Annotated in this window: 25 protein-coding genes; 10 read left to right on the forward strand and 15 right to left on the reverse strand. The window is 68.8% G+C overall.

The genetic code is table 11. The annotated features are described in order from the left end of the window. Together G3I65_RS01455 and G3I65_RS01460 are read left to right on the forward strand one after the other, a co-directional pair. A partial coding sequence (locus tag G3I65_RS01455) for a cobalamin biosynthesis protein (protein ID WP_203612253.1) occupies positions 1–241 on the forward strand: 241 nt, incomplete at its 5' end. Positions 242–449: 208 nt separating this feature from the next. Then, a complete protein-coding gene (locus G3I65_RS01460) occupies positions 450–887 on the forward strand; it encodes a hypothetical protein (protein WP_160693980.1) in 438 nt (145 codons plus the stop codon). 21 nt (positions 888–908) lie between these two features. On the opposite strand, the gene G3I65_RS01465 is transcribed toward G3I65_RS01460, so the two are convergent. Genes G3I65_RS01465 through G3I65_RS01475 form a run of 3 tightly spaced genes read right to left on the reverse strand, consistent with a single transcriptional unit; the run spans position 909 to position 2,938 of the window. Further along, a complete protein-coding gene (locus tag G3I65_RS01465) occupies positions 909–1,523 on the reverse strand; it encodes an FMN-binding negative transcriptional regulator (RefSeq protein WP_160693982.1) in 615 nt (204 codons plus the stop codon). Between the two features lie 50 nt (positions 1,524–1,573). Next, positions 1,574–2,416 (reverse strand): SURF1 family protein, encoded by an 843-nt coding sequence (locus G3I65_RS01470; RefSeq protein WP_160694073.1) that lies wholly within the window; start codon positions 2,414–2,416, stop codon positions 1,574–1,576. Positions 2,417–2,476: 60 nt separating this feature from the next. Continuing rightward, on the reverse strand, positions 2,477–2,938 hold the full coding sequence (locus tag G3I65_RS01475) for a low molecular weight protein-tyrosine-phosphatase (protein ID WP_160694075.1): 462 nt from the start codon (positions 2,936–2,938) through the stop codon (positions 2,477–2,479). Between the two features lie 30 nt (positions 2,939–2,968). Between G3I65_RS01475 and G3I65_RS01480 the strand changes: the two genes are divergently transcribed. The 4 genes from G3I65_RS01480 to G3I65_RS01495 all read left to right on the forward strand — a co-directional run bounded on the left by G3I65_RS01480 (position 2,969) and on the right by G3I65_RS01495 (position 4,605). Further along, positions 2,969–3,154 (forward strand): hypothetical protein, encoded by a 186-nt coding sequence (locus G3I65_RS01480; protein WP_160693984.1) that lies wholly within the window; start codon positions 2,969–2,971, stop codon positions 3,152–3,154. Then, the gene (locus tag G3I65_RS01485; RefSeq protein ID WP_160693986.1) at positions 3,154–3,477 is read left to right on the forward strand and encodes a WhiB family transcriptional regulator; all 324 of its coding nucleotides are present in this window, start codon (positions 3,154–3,156) and stop codon (positions 3,475–3,477) included. The genes G3I65_RS01480 and G3I65_RS01485 overlap by 1 nt, the downstream gene beginning before the upstream one ends. Further along, positions 3,474–4,178, forward strand: a complete 705-nt coding sequence (locus G3I65_RS01490; RefSeq protein WP_160693988.1) for a DUF2637 domain-containing protein — start codon at positions 3,474–3,476, stop codon at positions 4,176–4,178. The genes G3I65_RS01485 and G3I65_RS01490 overlap by 4 nt, the downstream gene beginning before the upstream one ends. A 187-nt stretch (positions 4,179–4,365) precedes the next feature. Then, positions 4,366–4,605, forward strand: a complete 240-nt coding sequence (locus G3I65_RS01495) for a hypothetical protein (protein ID WP_160693990.1) — start codon at positions 4,366–4,368, stop codon at positions 4,603–4,605. 15 nt (positions 4,606–4,620) lie between these two features. Here G3I65_RS01495 and G3I65_RS01500 read toward each other — a convergent pair whose 3' ends face one another. Continuing rightward, entirely contained in the window at positions 4,621–5,382 is a 762-nt protein-coding gene (locus G3I65_RS01500; protein ID WP_160693992.1) for a GntR family transcriptional regulator, read from the reverse strand. A gap of 97 nt (positions 5,383–5,479) precedes the next feature. On the opposite strand from G3I65_RS01500, the gene G3I65_RS58155 reads away from it, so the two are divergent. The 4 genes from G3I65_RS58155 to G3I65_RS01515 all read left to right on the forward strand — a co-directional run bounded on the left by G3I65_RS58155 (position 5,480) and on the right by G3I65_RS01515 (position 7,232). After that, positions 5,480–5,611, forward strand: a complete 132-nt coding sequence (locus G3I65_RS58155) for a hypothetical protein (protein WP_255481824.1) — start codon at positions 5,480–5,482, stop codon at positions 5,609–5,611. Further along, the gene (locus tag G3I65_RS01505; protein ID WP_160693994.1) at positions 5,608–5,865 is read left to right on the forward strand and encodes a hypothetical protein; all 258 of its coding nucleotides are present in this window, start codon (positions 5,608–5,610) and stop codon (positions 5,863–5,865) included. The genes G3I65_RS58155 and G3I65_RS01505 overlap by 4 nt, the downstream gene beginning before the upstream one ends. Before the next feature lie 154 nt (positions 5,866–6,019). Further along, positions 6,020–6,778, forward strand: coding sequence for a hypothetical protein (locus tag G3I65_RS01510; protein ID WP_160693996.1), 759 nt, complete (start codon positions 6,020–6,022; stop codon positions 6,776–6,778). After that, positions 6,765–7,232 (forward strand): type II toxin-antitoxin system VapC family toxin, encoded by a 468-nt coding sequence (locus G3I65_RS01515; protein ID WP_160693998.1) that lies wholly within the window; start codon positions 6,765–6,767, stop codon positions 7,230–7,232. The genes G3I65_RS01510 and G3I65_RS01515 overlap by 14 nt, the downstream gene beginning before the upstream one ends. A 54-nt stretch (positions 7,233–7,286) precedes the next feature. Here G3I65_RS01515 and G3I65_RS01520 read toward each other — a convergent pair whose 3' ends face one another. From G3I65_RS01520 to G3I65_RS01570, 11 genes are read right to left on the reverse strand one after another with little or no spacing between them, the layout of a single operon-like run. After that, positions 7,287–8,015 (reverse strand): hypothetical protein, encoded by a 729-nt coding sequence (locus G3I65_RS01520; RefSeq protein ID WP_160694000.1) that lies wholly within the window; start codon positions 8,013–8,015, stop codon positions 7,287–7,289. Further along, a complete protein-coding gene (locus G3I65_RS01525; protein ID WP_160694002.1) occupies positions 8,015–8,374 on the reverse strand; it encodes a hypothetical protein in 360 nt (119 codons plus the stop codon). The genes G3I65_RS01520 and G3I65_RS01525 overlap by 1 nt, the downstream gene beginning before the upstream one ends. Beyond that, positions 8,371–8,811, reverse strand: a complete 441-nt coding sequence (locus G3I65_RS01530; RefSeq protein ID WP_160694004.1) for a hypothetical protein — start codon at positions 8,809–8,811, stop codon at positions 8,371–8,373. Before G3I65_RS01530 ends, G3I65_RS01525 begins: the two co-directional genes overlap by 4 nt. 9 nt (positions 8,812–8,820) lie before the next feature. Next, on the reverse strand, positions 8,821–9,363 hold the full coding sequence (locus tag G3I65_RS01535) for a hypothetical protein (RefSeq protein ID WP_160694006.1): 543 nt from the start codon (positions 9,361–9,363) through the stop codon (positions 8,821–8,823). Positions 9,364–9,384: 21 nt separating this feature from the next. Next, entirely contained in the window at positions 9,385–10,092 is a 708-nt protein-coding gene (locus tag G3I65_RS01540) for a hypothetical protein (protein WP_160694008.1), read from the reverse strand. Further along, the gene (locus G3I65_RS01545; RefSeq protein ID WP_160694010.1) at positions 10,092–11,234 is read right to left on the reverse strand and encodes a DUF5047 domain-containing protein; all 1,143 of its coding nucleotides are present in this window, start codon (positions 11,232–11,234) and stop codon (positions 10,092–10,094) included. The genes G3I65_RS01540 and G3I65_RS01545 overlap by 1 nt, the downstream gene beginning before the upstream one ends. After that, positions 11,231–12,631 carry a hypothetical protein gene (locus G3I65_RS01550; protein WP_160694012.1) on the reverse strand — a complete coding sequence of 467 codons (1,401 nt, stop codon included), beginning with the start codon at positions 12,629–12,631 and terminating at the stop codon, positions 11,231–11,233. The genes G3I65_RS01545 and G3I65_RS01550 overlap by 4 nt, the downstream gene beginning before the upstream one ends. Beyond that, a complete protein-coding gene (locus tag G3I65_RS01555) occupies positions 12,628–14,559 on the reverse strand; it encodes a hypothetical protein (RefSeq protein ID WP_160694014.1) in 1,932 nt (643 codons plus the stop codon). The genes G3I65_RS01550 and G3I65_RS01555 overlap by 4 nt, the downstream gene beginning before the upstream one ends. Beyond that, entirely contained in the window at positions 14,559–15,056 is a 498-nt protein-coding gene (locus G3I65_RS01560) for a hypothetical protein (protein ID WP_160694016.1), read from the reverse strand. Before G3I65_RS01560 ends, G3I65_RS01555 begins: the two co-directional genes overlap by 1 nt. Positions 15,057–15,076: 20 nt before the next feature. Next, the gene (locus G3I65_RS01565) at positions 15,077–15,253 is read right to left on the reverse strand and encodes a hypothetical protein (protein WP_160694018.1); all 177 of its coding nucleotides are present in this window, start codon (positions 15,251–15,253) and stop codon (positions 15,077–15,079) included. Positions 15,254–15,261: 8 nt separating this feature from the next. Continuing rightward, a complete protein-coding gene (locus tag G3I65_RS01570; protein WP_160694020.1) occupies positions 15,262–15,537 on the reverse strand; it encodes a hypothetical protein in 276 nt (91 codons plus the stop codon). Position 15,538: the final 1 nt, after the last annotated feature.

Here is a 15,538-nt window from a genome sequence, read left to right on the forward strand (position 1 = left end):
CCCGAGCCCGAACGCGGGCCGCGTGGAGGCGGCCTTCGCGGGCGCACTGGAGATCCGCGTCGGCGGCCGCACGGTGTACCCGCACGGGGTGGCCGAGCTGCCGGTGCTCGGGGTCGGGCGGAACCCCGACGCCGGGCACGTGACCCGCGCGGTGGAACTGTCCCGGGTCGTGGGCTGGCTGGCGGCGGTGACGTCGGTGCTGCTGGCCGCGGTGGCGGGGCTGCGGCGCCGGTCGCGCTGAGCTGTCCACAAGACCGGCCGGGTGTGGACAACCGGGCGATTTCGCTTGCGCTGGGGAGGTTTTGCCTGGGGGCGCCGATAGACTGGCCCAGGGGCCGCCCCCAGGGATAGGGCGGGGGCTCGGCTGCCGGCGCGGTCTTCCCCGCTCACTTCGTAACCCTTCCGCGTATCGACGGGCGTAGACGCTCGCAGACACTCGGGAGGAATCCGTGCGGTACAAGCACATCGCGGTCGGCATCGTCACCGCGAGCCTGCTCACCCTCGTCATGACCGGGAACGCCGAGGCCGGCGGACGGCGCTGCGGTCCCACCTACGAAGCCGACGACGTCGGCACCCTGGGCACCCCGTGGACGCTGAAGTCCAAGCACGACGACGACGGCCCGGGCGGCTCGTTCGTCGTCGGTGAGGAGTTCGAGATCCACACGAACGTCGCCGGTCAGGTCTGGACGATCGCCTTCGCCGACAACGGCCTCGTCTTCTTCACCGGCGACGACGTCTCGGCCACCACCGGCATCCGGGAGGTGCACCCGACCGCCAACCAGCCGGGCACCGTCCAGCACATGACCGTGCACGCGGTGAACCACGCCACCGGCGAGAGCATCGACGGCGACCTGGCCGTGCAGCCGGTCGCGGCCTGCGGCAGCTGAGGGGGAGCGCGGCCGGCGGGCTCAGCCGCGGCGGCGCAGCTGCGTCAGTGCCGCCGCGTCCAGCCGGCCGGCCCGGGCCGCCAGCCGCGCGCCGATCCGCTCCCGGTCCTCGGCCGTCTTGTTGCCGCCGAACTTGAACTTCGCCCGGACGCCGGTGATCGTGAACTCGATCCCGCGGATCCCCGGCAGCAGTCGCCGGTCGGGCGCCTCCGTGGCGCTCACCGGCGCCCGCGCGCCGTCGGGCTCGAAGTGCCGCAGCTGCTTGTCCAGCAGCGCCGCCTTCGCCGCCGGGTCGTCGACCAGCCGGACGTCGCCTTCGAGCTGCACCGTCGCGTAGTACGACGTCGGCACGCCGTGCGCCGGGTCCGCGGTCGTGTTCCAGTCCGCGCGGATGTAGGTGTAGTCGTCGACCACCGTCAGCAGCGCTCGCGGGTGCTCCTCCAGCAACGGCCAGATGGGGTTGGGGCGCGCCAGGTGCGTGACGACCGTCCGGTCGCCGTCGAACGCGAAGTGCGCCGGGGTCACCACCGGCAGGTCGCGGCCGGTGCCGCCGGCGATCAGCTGGCCGAAGTCGTGCGAAGACAGCCACTCCCGCCATTCGGAGTCGTCGGCGGCGTCCCACGGGTGGATCAGCATGCCCGCAGTGTCACCCGGGCAAGTGGCCGTGTCGAAGGGCCATTTCCGGCTTATTTCTGATGGCCACTTTCGGCGAGCTCGTCTTCGGCCAGGATCTCCGCGACGGACTTCCGGCGCGTCTTCTCCGGCTTCTCGGGCGACGACGCGTCGAGCGCGCCACCCGGCTTCAGCTCCCGGACGGTGAAGTACAGCCAGCCGAGCAGCGCCATCGCGCCGAACGCGATCCACTGCAGCGCGTACGACAGGAACGGCCCCGAGTCGGTCTGCGGCAGCGGCAGCGCGCCGAGCACGCCGGGCTGGCCGGTGTCGAGCTGGAAGTAGCCCGGCCGGATGTCGAGCTTCCCGGCCCGCGCGACGACCCGCGAATCGACGACGTAGCTCTGCAGCCGCCCGCCGGTCGAGGCGTCGGCGAACGCGTCGCGGTTCTTCGGGTCCGTCTCGTCCGCGCGGGCCCGCGCGGTCACGGTCACCGTGCCGGGCGGAGGCGGCGCGAAGGGCAGGACGCCGGACTTGCTGTCGAGCCGGACGTAGCCGCGGTCGATCAGCACGACGGTGCCGTCGGTGGTCTGCAGCGGGGTGAGCACCTCGAACGCGCCCTCGCCCTGGACCGTCCGCAGCCGCGCGACGACTTCCTTGTCCGGCAGGTACCGGCCGGTGATGGAGACGAGGTGCCATTCGGTCTTCGGCCCGACGACGCTCCCCGGCGGCAGCAGCTGGGTGAGCGGCAGCGGGTCGGCCTTGAACGACGTCTCGAGCGCGGCGTTCTGCTGCTCGCGCTCGGTGTTGCGGCTGAACTGCCAGGGTGAGAGGAGCGTGAAGCAGCAGATGGCGAAGGTGAACACCACCACCGTCAGAGCCAGCCACCCGGGCTTGAGCAGGAACCGCAACCGCACCCCACCACGGTAGGCCGTGTCCCGCCGCGGCTGCCCGCCGACCTCGGCCACGTGTGATCCCTACCCCCGCGAACGCACCCAATCGAGCAAACCGGGCACCGCGCGCTCGACCATGCCGAGCACGTCCTCGAAGCCGTCGTCACCGCCGTAGTAGGGGTCGGGGACTTCGGCGCCCTCGGGGGCCGACGGGTCGAACGACCGCAGCAGCCGCACCTTCTCCGGATCACCGGCCCGCGACCGCAGGAACCCGGCGTGCCCTTCGTCGGCGGCCAGCAGCAGATCGGCGGCGAGGTCTTCGTCCGAGACTTCGGACGCCACGTGCGAGGTCGGGTAACCGTGCGCCTTCAGCGTCGCCCGGGCCCGCTTGTCGGCGGGCTCCCCGACGTGCCACGGCCCGGTGCCGGCACTGGTGACGCGGACGGCGTCCCCGAGGCCGGCCTCCTCGAGCTTGGCCCGGAACACCAGCTCGGCCATGGGGGAGCGGCAGATGTTGCCGGAGCAGACGAAGACCAGTCTCAACACTTTTTCTTCAGGCACTCCGGGAGCGTAGCCGTGAACATCACCGAAGCGAACGACACCAGCCGCGTCCTGCGGTACCTCCTCCAGCTGCGGACAGGCGGCGGGCGCGGCCCCGACGACGACGTCCGAGAGGCGGCGGTGCGGCTCGCCGGGCGGGTGACCAAGGCTCTGCACGCTGGTGTCACGCCGGATGAGGTCGAGGCCGGGTGGAACCGCTGATGACCACCAGCCGCACCCCGCGCCGAGCCGCCCGCCGGGCGCAGCTCCTCGAACTGCTCGCCGAGGCGGACCACCTCGGCCACGTGGCCGCCCCTTCGGCTGGCCGGTGCGCAGAGACCGACGTCGAGATCTTTCACCCGGAGAAAGGCCACAACGCCGCGCCAGCCTTGCGGGTGTGCGAGACCTGCGACTTCCGGGCCCAATGTCTCGCCTACGCCCTGAACGCGGCCGAGCCCTACGGGATCTGGGGCGGGGCAAGTGCGACCGAGCGGACATGGCTGCGCGGCGTCCGAGCCGCCCGGGGCGAGCAGGGGGCAGCGTGAGCAAGCGTGACACCACCACCGATGGCTTCCGCACGAGCGGCATTGTCTTCGGCGCCTTGGTGGCGTTCGTTGCAGCGGTCGCCTCCTACACCCACATGCGCGACCTGGCAGCGAAGCACGGCGAGACGTGGCTCTCCTGGCTCGTCCCGCTGTCGGTTGACGGGCTCCTGGTCGTCGCCAGCCTGGTGATCCTCCGCGCCCGCCGCGATGGCAACCCGGCGCCGGGCCTGGCGTGGCTGGCGGTCGTCGTGGGCGTCCTGGTGAGCCTGGTGGCGAACGTGGCGAGCGCCGGGCCCGACCTGGTGAACAAGGTGGTGGCCGCCTGGCCTCCGCTGGCGTTCGCTATCGCCTACGAACTGGTCGTGTCCCTCATCCGCCCGGCCGCCGCCAACGAACCGGCGGCGCCTGCTGAGGCTGAGCTAGGCCGCCAGGAGCTGCACCAGGAAGCTGACCAGCTGCGCCCGATGGCTGGTGACGACCTGGTGACCAGCGAAGACGTGCGCCAGGAGGTACCGCCGCTGCGGGAACGGGTCGAGGAGGCCCTGGCGGCGGCGAAGGCAACCGGCCAACGTGCGCCCGGTCGTCAGGCGCTCGCTCGCCAGCTCAGCGCCAGCCAGCACGAGATCCGCCAGGTGCTCGCCGAGCTTCGCCAGGAGCCCGCCAAGCTGGCGATCGTCGGGCGTGAGGTCGCCGATGGCTAGGCGAACCAGGCTTTCGGCGTTCGGCGAGCGTTAGATAACAGCGGAAAGTAACGATCAAGTTGCCGACCTTGATATCGGCAAATTCGGCGTAACACCCGGCGTTTGACCCGCGACACCTTCGGACCCGGCGCGCACGGCTGGGAATGGTCGTACTGACCGTTTCGATGAGTAACCAGTTGGAGCCTCGATGATCACCGTGGTCCTTTTGAGGGACAACTACCAGCCTGCGACGCTTGAACTTCCTGACGACGAGCTGCCGGCCGTCCTGCGCATCCCCACGACTGAGGGCGTCATCACGTTCAGCACCGACCAGGGGGGTACGGAAACGCGCCCCCGCCCCGGTACGGCGGTGTACGACTATTCGCGCGAGTCCGACGACCGGGGACGCCCGGTTTACGTCCACCGCTACACCGAACTGACGCCGTAGCGGTCGTCGGGCTCGTCAGTCGGCTGGCCACTCGTATGACAGCTCGTAGCGGTCGGCCGCCATCACCATGTCGTTCATCTCCAGCGGCGTCCCGTCCTCGCCGAACGCCACGCGCGTTACGGTGATGACGGGCACGCCGACGGCCAGCTGCATGAGCGACGCTTCGTCCGGCGTCGGCATGCGAGCGCCGACGTGCTCGGCGAAGGACCCGATCCGGCGCCCGGCTTCCTCCAGGCGCGCGTACGCACCGCCGGGCCCGGTGTCGACCTGCTCGATCGCGGTGTCGCGCGTGAGCGTGCGCGGGAGGCGCGACACCGCGAGTTGGACCACCAGCCCATCGGCGCGCATCACGCGGTCCCGCACGGTGACCTCGGTCCCTTCGTCGATCGCCAGGTGTGCGGCGGTCCGGGCGTCGGCCTCCTCGAAGCGGATCTTCACCGACGTGGACGGCGTGAAGCCGCGCGCGGCAGCGTCGGCGAGGAACGCACCTCGGTTGCGCTCCCGGGCCTCGCGGGACAACCGCGTCCGGGCGACGCGCTGGATACTGGCTGGCGGCCGGACGAACACGCCGCGCCCGTGCTCCGCCGTCACCAGGCCTTCGGAGCGCAGCAAGTTCACGGCTTCGCGGATCGTCGGCCGCGAGACGCCGTAGGAGTCGACCAGCTCGCGCTCGCTCGGCAACTGCTCGCCCGGTGCGTAGTCGCCTGCGGTGATCTTCTCGCGCAGGTCCGCAGCCACCTGCCTGAACGCGGGCAATCCGCTCGTCCGATCCACCATGGCTCCAGTGTCCCACTGGTCAGCTTGTCTTGACCAGTTCACCGCCTCATGGCACTGTGAGTGGTCAAGACGTGCTTACCAGTAGCGGTGGGACGAGATGGACCAAGAAGCGGATAGCGTCGCCGATGCCAGCGAGCAGCCGACGACGATCGACCAGATGAGCCCGGAAGACTGGGCCAGGGCGAAGGAGCTGCGCGAGCAGTTCGACGCGCAGCGGGGCGCCCGATGAGCGCCGTGATCTACATCGACTTCGAGACTATCCACCCCGTCATCGGCGGCGAGTGGCACCGGACCCGGCTCACCGGCATCCCGGAGCCCGGCCAGGGCATCACCATGCTGTGCGGCGCCACCGCCTCCGCCGCGTTCCTGCCGTCGAGCCAGCGTCGGGACCACGGCACGCCGACTGCGTGCCCGCGCTGCGATGCGATCTACCGCCGCGAGCACGGCATTCCCCAACAGCACACGAGGCAGGGCCACCAATGAGCCCCCGGCCGGCGCGCTGCCCTCCATCGGCGCGTTGGCCGGGTTCCACAGCTCCGTCGCGCATCCCTCGTCCGTTCGTGTGATCCTCAACTTGTCGTAACGAACGCTGCGCAATGTCTGATGTGATGGTGGCGCGGAGCGAGGAGGTGAAACGATGGAACTGGCCATCTACGTGCACGGACACACCGGCGACATGGACGCTGCTCAGGTTCTGACTGGTCTGCACCAAGTCGCCGAACTGATCAAGGCCCTGGGCGGCGGCGCCGTACGCTTCGCTCATCTGCGCGACGGCAGCGTCGATACAGCATTCCGGCCGATGCAGGAACCAGACACGACGGATGACGCGTTCCGGCGCCTGATCGCTGGACTGCGCATAGCCGAAAACAACTCCGAGATCCCTGAGGGCTGGAACGACACCGCGATACAGGCTGGTCGAGACGCCGCCGCGCATCTAGGTGGGTTCGCCGATGAAGGCACCGAACTCACACTCCTAGACGGCGACAAGGTTGTTGACCAGGTGCGCATCACTTTGGATACACGCGACCACCTTCGTGAAGCTGGCTCTCTTCGCCGCACAAGCATTGGCTCCGTCATAGGTCACCTCGACTCGCTCAACGTGCACGAGCGCTTTGAGGCACGGATTTGGCCCGAGCGAGGCGGCAAGTCGGTCGTTATCAGGTTCACCGCCGCACAGCTCGACAACGTGCGCAGCCTCATCGGCCGCCGGGTCGAAGCTCGGGGAAAGCTCGTCCGAGACTATCGAGGCCGCCCCCTGTCGCTACAGCTGCGGGCGATCACTCGCCTTGCATCGCGGGATGAGTCTCCGCGCCTCGCATCAGGCTTAGGCGTCGCCGAGGAGGCAGTGACCTCGACGGTGAAGGACTACCTCGGGGGTGTGCGTGGCACGGCCTGACCCCTACAGCACCGTCTACTTAGATAGCTGTGTCCTGACCCGCTTCTTCGCGAGAGGCGACGGCTGGGAGCGCGTACAACGCATCATGGACGCTGCCGACGCAGGGCAGTTCGAGATCTACGTCTCGACCTTCAGCCTAGTTGAATGCCTAGCACAAAGCCCAAACCCGCACCCCGACGTCGGACTCGACGCTCGCGTATTGGACTATGTGGGCGGCGCGCGTGTAGTGCCGGTCGAATTCGGGCGTGAAGTCGCCATTCAGGCACGTGAGTTGCACCTCACCAAGCAGTACAAACTTGGCGACGCGATCCATATTGCCAGCGCGATCGAGGCTGGAGTAGACGTTCTCTTCACCTTCGACAAGGACGACTTCCCTATCGGTACCAAGGTCGGAACCGTGTGGGTCGATCTGCCTTACCTGCCCGGTGAGCCGACCCTCTTCGACCACGACTGACAGGCCCACGCCAGCCGGGTGCGACGCGACGCCGCGAACCAGGCCCTGTGCCGTTCAGGCGATCGCCTGCACGTACAGGTCGATCTCCGAGGCGCAGCTGTACGTGATCTCCGCCTTCGACGTCCCGCGCGGGATCGCGATCACCTCGCCCTCCTTGACCTCGGTGCGCCACTGCACAGGGTCGCCGCCGGTGCCCTGGCCCGGCACGGCCGACCAGCAGTAGATGTGGCCGCCGAAGATGACGGTCTTGGCCGCGAAGATCAGCTTCACGTCGGCGTCCGGCGGCAGCGCGATGACCTCAGAGCGAGTGTTCATCTCGGCGGGCAGCTTCATGTGCGTGTCTCCGTTCAGCAGCTGGCGGCCGGACAGCTTGGTGCCGCCGCCGAGGTTCCAGGGGTCGGTACGGTCGCCCAGTGCCCCGGCGAACACCGAGACGTGGACGTGGTGGGTGTGCGCGTTGACGCCGCTGTAGGGCATCCACTGCCACGGGTGCTGGCCCGCGCGGCTGTCGATGATCCGGCGGTTCCAGATCACGTACTTGATGCGCGGGTCCCGGCTGGCCACCAGCGCGTCGGCGAGCCACTGGCCGGCCAACCCGCCCGCCGGGTCGTTCGTGAAGTCGCGGGCGCACACCTGGCCGGTGCTCGTCGGGTTGTGGTCGCTCTCTCGCGCGGAGTGCGAGGCGTCGCCGATCGAGCCATCGGACACCTTGGACCGGTTGGGGGCCTTCGCGTTCAGCTGCGCCAGCAGCACGTCGAGGGACTTCGCCACGTACCAGGACATCAGGCCCCGCCCTTCAGCCGTTCGTTCTCCTCGCGCGCGGCGGCGAGGTCCTTGGTCAGTCGGTCCACCTCGCCGCGCAGCTGCTGCACTTCGGCCTCCGCCGAGGCGAGCCGTTCGCTCAGGCGGTCGGCCTGCGCGATCACCCGCTCGCCCCGGGCCTCGGCATCCTTGAGCTGCTTCGTCAGGGGCTCGACCAGTGCGGCAGCGGCCTTGCCCAGCACGTCGGCCGCGCTGGCTTCCGAGACCTTTGCCTCGGCGGTCAGCTTCCGGCCCTGCTTGCGCACCAGCAGCAGGGCCGCCAGCGCGGTGATGCCGCCACCGCCGAGCGCGGCAACGATGACCGGGATCCAGTCGTTCATCTGTCCTCCCCATTGCTGATCTGTTCGGCCAGGTGCTCGACCGTCGCCAGCTCGCGCGCCTCGCGGCCGATCTGCCAGGCTCGCCAGAGGCACATCAACGCGACGGCGGTCATGTAGCCGCCGAACTGGACCCCGCGCGCACCGGAGTTGATCAGCACTGCGATCCCGTAGCCGGTCACCCAGCAGGCCATCGAGATCAGCCCGACGCGTTCGACGAGCAGGCCAGTGATGCCCGACCGCCAGACACCGACCAGAGCCACCCCCGCGCCCAAAGCCGTGCCGCCGTACATCAGCCGGCCGAGCGTCGAGCCCAGCTCGCGAGCGGTGCTGGTGGCCACTTGGTCGAAGAACACCGCCGAGGCAGCGGAGATGACCAGCAGGGCTAGCAGCACGCCGATCTGGAACGGCGAGCGCGACCGTCGAAGAGTGATCGTCATGGCGCACCCTCACGTGATGTCGAAGACGGTCAGGCGCTTGCAGTTCGCGTAGAACTTGACCGTGGCCCCGCCGTTCGTGAAGTAGCCCGCTCCGACCGTGAACTGTCCCGAGGAGGGCGCCGTGAACAGCACGTGCCGGGTGTCGGTCGAGTGGTTGCCGGACGGCGTGGGGCCGCCGAAGTTGTGGAGCAGGGTTCCGGCGGTCGTGAGCGTGGCTCCGGCCGCGTACCGGTAGTTGTACGTGGCACCGGTCGGCGAGCCGGACGCGATCGCGTTGTCGGCCGTGTGGATGATCAGGTACTTGCGGCCGGAAACCGCAGTGAACGTGACCTTCTCGTCGAGGATGGTTTCGGTGACGCCGATCGTCTGGTCGGTGTTCGGAGCCGAGCTGCCCATGAACTTGAGGCCGTACAGCTCCAGCGCGGCCAGCCGGTCCTCGATCGCGCCCAGCGTCGTTTCGACGGCCAGCGCGAGGTTCTTGACGTACAGGGACAGGTTCGGCGGGTCGGTGACCTCCGGGTAGCCCCAGCCGTAGCGGCCTGTGTTGCCCATGACTGGGCTCCTTTCCTTACGTCAGAACGGGATGACCGTGATGTTGCGTTCGGAGAATCCGCAGACCGGACTCGCGAAGTTGGACCGGTATTGCATGGTGAATGTGTTCGCGCCCTGGTTGAGACCGTTTGCCGCCGTAAGAACGAAGTTCCGAGTGAACGTCCCTACTCCGCCAGCAACCGGCGACGTCTGCGCCAGCACACCGAGGGAAACCGTTCCCACGATGGGGATGTTGCTGGCTCCGGTCACGTTCGCCGTAGCCGATCCTCCGATGTACGCGTTAGAGGCCGTCCCCGCACAACTGATTCGGGCACCGACCATGAGCAGACACCGGCGGCTGGATCCGATGTTGACCGTCAGAGAGGGGCCGGGCGTAGCCAGGTCGGTGTACGTGGTGGAGCCGGTTGTCTCCGAAGTGGTGACCTCGGCTGAGCCGATCTGGTTCGCCGCCCCAGCACCAGGCGCACCGACGTTGCCGAGGATGTACCACTGCGACATCCGCTTCTCGATCAGAACGGTGTCGCCCGGCTGGTAAGCCAGACCGATACCGCCACGGATCACACGCAGGTTCGACACCGTCGCGCCGTTGACCAACACTGAATTCAGGCCGGTCAATTCGTCCCACGAAAGGATTTGCCCGGTGTAGTGAGCGATGTCCGAGCCGCCGGGCGGCGTTGCGGCAGCCGCGTTCGCGGCGGCCATCGCGACGGCGTAGGCCAGAGCGTCCATCAGCCCGCCCTCCGCGTCAGGTACTGCTTGCGGGTGTCGATGCCCATCGAGTCCCCGGGCGCCAGGCCGTAGGTGATGCGGTCGATCACGTGCACCTCGGAGTTGCCCGGGTAGGACACGGTGACCACGTCCCAGCCCTCCAGTGCCGGGTTCGGGACCGAGCCGAGCGATACCGCGTACGGCAGCCCGATGACCTTCGCCAGCTTCGCGGCGGCGGCCTGCTGGCACTGGCCGGCCGTCGTCATGAACGCCGAGGAGTAGACGGTGGGCACCAGCCCGAACGGCCCGCCAACCCACGTCGGCGAGTTCGGGTCGTCGTCGGACACCACGGCCTGCACCGGTGGCAGCTCGCCGACCGGCTCGCCGCGCGCCACCACGATGTTGTAGACCGCGTCCCGGGAGATGGTGCGCTGCATCGAGACCAGCACGCCGCGCGTGCCGGAATTGATTTCCCACACCGGTGACGCCTTCGTCAGGTCCGGGATGGACTTCACCTGGAAGCGGCCCGCGTAGTCGAAGTAGCCGTACTTCCCGTAGGCGGCAAGCAGGTCCTGCACGAACCCGAGGCGGTCCTCGTCGAGCACGTGGTCGGCGCCGAGCAGCGTCGAGTAGGCGTCGAAGTCGTAGACCGTGACCAAGCCCGGCACCGCCTGGCCCACCACGTAGTCGATGACCGAACCGACCGAGGCGCCGGAACCGAACTGGACCGGCGCGGTGTTGCGCGCGTCGCGGACCATCGCCATCCGATCGGACGCGGTGATCCGGATCGCGCCGTCGGGAACGCTCTGCTGCTCGACCTTGTCGATGCGGTAGTAGCCGAGCCCCACCAGTTCCTGTGTGCCGGTGCCGTACTCGATACCGCGCTCGACGTAGATCTCCTGGCCGTACGGCGTGCCCGGGTCGCTCGGCTTGGATGGCCACGGATACCGCGTCGTCAGGTCCAGCGTGGACTGAACATCTGCGGTCATGTCGGTGGTCACGTCGCCGGTCAAGATGGGCAGCCGCCCGAGGTCGGAGACGCCGGGGATCGTGATCCCGTTCGGGGAGGTGCCGGTCTGGCCGGGCGCGACCAGCGTGCACCGGGATGCCAGCGTGTGCGAGCCGCGCAGGCCGGTCAGGAAGCTGTCAGTGGTGGGCCTCACGGCACGATCACCACCGCAGTACTGACCTTGTCGATCAGCGCCGAGATCGTCGGCACCGCCGCGACCACGTCGGCGATCGTGGCGTACGTGGCCACCACGTCGGCGATCGTGAAGGTGTCGCTGTACACCGTGGACGCTGGGGCAGCGACCTCGGTCACCGGCAGGTCGAAGTACCGGCGCACGCCGCGTGCGGATGTCTTGCGCTGCGCGGTGTCGCCGATCGTGGCGTACACGGTCGGGATCGCGCACAACACGGTGGGCGCCTGGATGAAGACCGCGTGCCCCGTGAGGAGCGCGTTGTCGAAGTCGGCGGCGGCAGCCAGGCTCGGCGTGGTCACCGTCAGGGTGAAGTGCTGGGAGCCGCGCACGTCGTTGATCGCGATCGGGTAGGTGCGGCCGATCACATCGATGATCGCTACGCGCGCCGGGCGGGAAACCTCGGAGATGCCGGAGACCGTGACCTTCCGGTTCAGCGAAGGCCGGCGCACGTTCTTGATCCACACCGAGTCCAGGACCGGCGTGATCACCGAGGTCTCCACGCCGACGTTGACTCGCCGGGTCATGCGCAGCAGCCGGGCCTTGGACACGGCGGCCGAGCCACCGGCGTACACCGAGGTCCCAGCGGTGACGGTGCGGATGTTGACGGTCGCATCAGTGCGCCACGTCAGGTTCGTCTCGGCGTTCGCGCCTGCTGTGTTCGACCCGCCTGCCTGGTCGCCGAACAGGGACGGCGCGGACGCCCCCGAGGCTGAGGACTTCTTCCACTCGTGCACCACCCACGCGATGCCGTCCTGGGCGAGCGTCGCGCCCGGATAGGCCACGTCCTGGGCGGACGCGTTGGTCTGAAGCGCGGCGTGCACGGGCGCGTCAGCGTTCGTCCACGCGCGGATGTGCGCGGAGCAGCTGTCACCTGCCGCACCGCCGGAGAACGCGACGGACGGCGCGGTCACACCGGGCGCCATGACGCGGTAGAACACCGCCATGTGCCCGGCACCACCGGCGAGCAGCGTCCACCCGGTCGGCGTGGTGATCGTGGCTGCGGTGTTGGCGTGGGTGACGAACAGCAGCATCATGGCGCCGGTCACGACACCAGTCGGCAGCGGCGGGTTCAGGGTGGCGTTGTTGGCCGTGACGAACGCCCACGCGCCGTTGGGCTGTACCGCCGCCGAGTCGACGGCGGTCACTCGGTACGTGTTCGCGACCCCGGCGGCGAACTCGTAGTCGTCGAGCTTGCCCGCCCCAGCGGTCAGCCCGACCTTGTCGCCACCGCGCACGGTGGTCCAGGTGATCCCGTCGGTGGAGCGCTCGACCAGCGCGTAGTCGGCGTCCGCGCTCAGTCCGCTAAAGGCCACTCGGACGCGGCCGAGGTCGTCGAGGTAGGTCGTGGTGGTGGTCATCGCATGCCCCCCGCCCCGGCGCCGGCCGCGCGCGCCGTCGCTCGCCCGGTCTCGTCCAGTTCGATCCGGATGCGTTCGCTCATGCCCTTGCCGAGGTCGATCGTCAGCTCGATCACCTGCGCCTTGCCGAAGGTCTGCGCGTTGGACACCACGCGGCCGGTCTGGCCGGGGACGAACAACTCCGGGCCCTGCTCGCCGACGATGTACGGGCGACCACCCTTGGCCGTGCCGCCCTTCGCCAGGTACGGGATGTGCGGAATCGAGGGGATGCCGACCGCGCCGGTGATGTTGTTGATGCCGTCGATGGCGCCGTTCAGCAGCCGGATGGCGCCGTTGAGTGCGCCCTTCAGTCCGTTGCCGATGCTCGACCACACGCCGGAGAAGAAGCTTCCGACGCCGTTCCACACGCCCTTGATGAAGCCCCACGCGTCGTTGAACCGGTCGCGTACCCAGTTCATCGCGGTGGTCACGCCGTTGGTGATTCCGTTCCACACGCCGGAGAACCAGCCGGTGACGCCCGACCACACGCCCTTGATGAAGTTCCAGGCGTCCACGAGTCGCTGCCAGATCCACTGTGCGGCAACGGTCACGGCGTCCTTGACCGTGTTCCACAGGCCCACGAAGAAGTCGGCGATCGGGTCCCAGTAGGTGATGATCACAGCGACGATGGCGATCAGCGCGCCGATCGCGAGGATCACCAGCCCGATCGGGTTCGCGTCCATCGCGATGTTCAAGGCCCACTGCGCAGCGGCCCACAGTCCGAGGGCGATCACCAGCGGCGTGATCCAGCTGGTGTTCTGCGCGATGAAGTTCGCGATGTTCGCCAGCACCGGGGCCAGGAAGTTGATGACCGGCACCAGGATGTTGCCGATGGTCGTCGCCAGGTCCGCGAAGGCCGAGGCCAGTGGCGGGATCGCCGGAGCGACCGCAGCCAGCAGCGCGCCGAGCACCTTGGACACCACACCGGCCACGGTGTTGAGCGACTGGAAGAACTTGACCAGGGTGTCGTGTCCCTGTGCGGAGTCCAGGAACTCGCGCACGGTCTTCAGCAGCGGACCGATGAAGCCGCCGATCCCGCCCCCGGCGTCCTGGATCGCGCCGAGCACCGAGGAGATGATCCCGACCACGTCGCCGATCACGCCGAAGAACGACTTGAACCCGGCGATGGCGCCACGGATCCACTGCTCCAGCTCGCCGGAGTCGGCGAAGCTCTGCACGGCCTCGTTGAACTTCTGGCCGGCCGCGCCGAGCCCGCCCGTGAGCTGGACCAGGATCGGCATGGCGACGGCGCCGATCCGGAGGAACGCGGCGATCACCGGGGCCAGGAACGCACCGATGTTCTGGATCACCTTGGCCGTGCCGGACAGCAGGGTATTGACCTGCTCGGTGCCCTTCGCGGACGCGACCACGCCCGTGACCTTCGTGGCCACACCGCCCATCGCGGTCGCGATCTGCTGGAACCCGCTGGTGGTCTTGGGGAGCAGGCCCTGAAGGTTCCGTACGGCGGGCAGCAAGGCGGACTCGAAGCTCGACGACACGGCGGACTTGAGCGCCGTCACCTGAGGGTTCAGCTGGGAGAACGCACGCTTCGCGCCGTCGGCGCCGAGCTTGACCGCGATCATCGCGCCCGCGAACGCGAACCCAGCAGCGACCGCGATCGGCAAGAGCCCAGCCGCCGCGATGATCCCGTTGATGGCGATGGGAAGCAGGTTGGCGACCGACGCGGCGGTGGACGCCTTCAGCATCAGGTCCATCACGCCGCGCGCGGCCTTGCCGACACCACTGGCAAAGTCGTTCAGCGCCTTGGTGCGCTTCTTCGCGTCGTCGCTCAGCGACTTCATCTCGGCCTTCGCGATGGCCGCCGCCGCGACCAGGCCCGTGCTGGAGCCGTCGAACTTGATCCTGACGGTGCGCTCGCCGATGGCCATCACGCACCGCCCTCGGAGAACTTCCGTACCACGTCGTCAACGGCGGCGTGCCACTCGCGCGAGATCGTCGCGGCCTCGCGCTCGACAAGCGGGAAGAACGCGTACGCGTCCTGGCCCTGGTGCGGCCGGTACTGCCGCCCGGTCGCCGAGGCGTAGCGAGCGGCCGAAAACCAGCCCGAGCGGCCGTTCATGCCGAACAGCGAGCCGAACAGCGTCCCATAGGCCGGGGCCAGGTGGCGACCGAGCTTGCGAGTGCCGCCCACCTGGATGGCCGGCACTCGGTCACGTACGGCCTTGACCGTAGTCGCCAGATTCGGGCCCTGCGGTCCGCCGTGGACGGACACGTCCACCACGGCCTTCACGGCCAGCTTGCGGGCCAGGGCCTGCGAGTGGTCCCGGATCGCATTCTGTGCGTCCTTGGGCAGCACGGAGAAGGCGCGCAGGATCTCCCGCACACCTTCGATGCGCACCTTCACGACGAGCGTGGACTTCGCCATCAGGGTGCACCTCCTCGCGCCTATCCGGACATCTGGGCGGAGCCGTAGCGGCTCGGGACTTCACCTGTCCCCGAGGCTTTTCCGTTGGCTTGCTTGTGTTGCTGGTCGACCATCCAGGCCATCGTGATGAGCGACCGTTCGTCCAGCTCTTCGATGTAGCGGGGCGGGATGCCGGTGGCGACCGCAAGGGCGATCACCGTCCGGTTCAGGCTCCCGCGTGGGTAGGGTCCGGCGCGTCGTCACTGCCGACCGGCAGGACGTCGAACGTCTCCTCGAACTCGGCCAGCTTCGCCGGGGTCTCCTGCGGATGCTGGATTTTCATCACCAGGTGCGCCAGCTGGTAGATCGTGGCCATCGACACTTCGTCCTCCAGGTCGGAGAACTTCGTTCCGGTGGCCCGCTCGAACGCGAGGATGTGACGCGGCTTCGCGGTGACCAGCGCGTCAAAACCGTTGTCGCCGGTGATCTGCAAGTCGAGCATC

Origin of the sequence: Amycolatopsis sp. SID8362 (assembly GCF_010550475.1) — a bacterium.
Classification (GTDB): domain Bacteria; phylum Actinomycetota; class Actinomycetes; order Mycobacteriales; family Pseudonocardiaceae; genus Amycolatopsis; species Amycolatopsis eburnea.

What these genes read in the sequence shown, in the direction of transcription:
- G3I65_RS01555 (WP_160694014.1), bottom strand. Translation starts at nt 14,559, where the DNA reads ATGGCCATCGGCGAGCGCACCGTCAGGATCAAGTTCGACGGCTCCAGC.
- G3I65_RS01540 (WP_160694008.1), bottom strand. Translation starts at nt 10,092, where the DNA reads ATGGACGCTCTGGCCTACGCCGTCGCGATGGCCGCCGCGAACGCGGCT.
- G3I65_RS01510 (WP_160693996.1), top strand. Translation starts at nt 6,020, where the DNA reads ATGGAACTGGCCATCTACGTGCACGGACACACCGGCGACATGGACGCT.
- G3I65_RS01535 (WP_160694006.1), bottom strand. Translation starts at nt 9,363, where the DNA reads ATGGGCAACACAGGCCGCTACGGCTGGGGCTACCCGGAGGTCACCGAC.
- G3I65_RS58155 (WP_255481824.1), top strand. Translation starts at nt 5,480, where the DNA reads ATGGACCAAGAAGCGGATAGCGTCGCCGATGCCAGCGAGCAGCCGACG.
- G3I65_RS01485 (WP_160693986.1), top strand. Translation starts at nt 3,154, where the DNA reads ATGACCACCAGCCGCACCCCGCGCCGAGCCGCCCGCCGGGCGCAGCTC.
- G3I65_RS01495 (WP_160693990.1), top strand. Translation starts at nt 4,366, where the DNA reads ATGATCACCGTGGTCCTTTTGAGGGACAACTACCAGCCTGCGACGCTT.
- G3I65_RS01520 (WP_160694000.1), bottom strand. Translation starts at nt 8,015, where the DNA reads ATGTCCTGGTACGTGGCGAAGTCCCTCGACGTGCTGCTGGCGCAGCTG.
- G3I65_RS01570 (WP_160694020.1), bottom strand. Translation starts at nt 15,537, where the DNA reads ATGCTCGACTTGCAGATCACCGGCGACAACGGTTTTGACGCGCTGGTC.
- G3I65_RS01550 (WP_160694012.1), bottom strand. Translation starts at nt 12,631, where the DNA reads ATGACCACCACCACGACCTACCTCGACGACCTCGGCCGCGTCCGAGTG.
- G3I65_RS01505 (WP_160693994.1), top strand. Translation starts at nt 5,608, where the DNA reads ATGAGCGCCGTGATCTACATCGACTTCGAGACTATCCACCCCGTCATC.
- G3I65_RS01465 (WP_160693982.1), bottom strand. Translation starts at nt 1,523, where the DNA reads ATGCTGATCCACCCGTGGGACGCCGCCGACGACTCCGAATGGCGGGAG.
- G3I65_RS01560 (WP_160694016.1), bottom strand. Translation starts at nt 15,056, where the DNA reads ATGGCGAAGTCCACGCTCGTCGTGAAGGTGCGCATCGAAGGTGTGCGG.
- G3I65_RS01500 (WP_160693992.1), bottom strand. Translation starts at nt 5,382, where the DNA reads ATGGTGGATCGGACGAGCGGATTGCCCGCGTTCAGGCAGGTGGCTGCG.
- G3I65_RS01530 (WP_160694004.1), bottom strand. Translation starts at nt 8,811, where the DNA reads ATGACGATCACTCTTCGACGGTCGCGCTCGCCGTTCCAGATCGGCGTG.
- G3I65_RS01525 (WP_160694002.1), bottom strand. Translation starts at nt 8,374, where the DNA reads ATGAACGACTGGATCCCGGTCATCGTTGCCGCGCTCGGCGGTGGCGGC.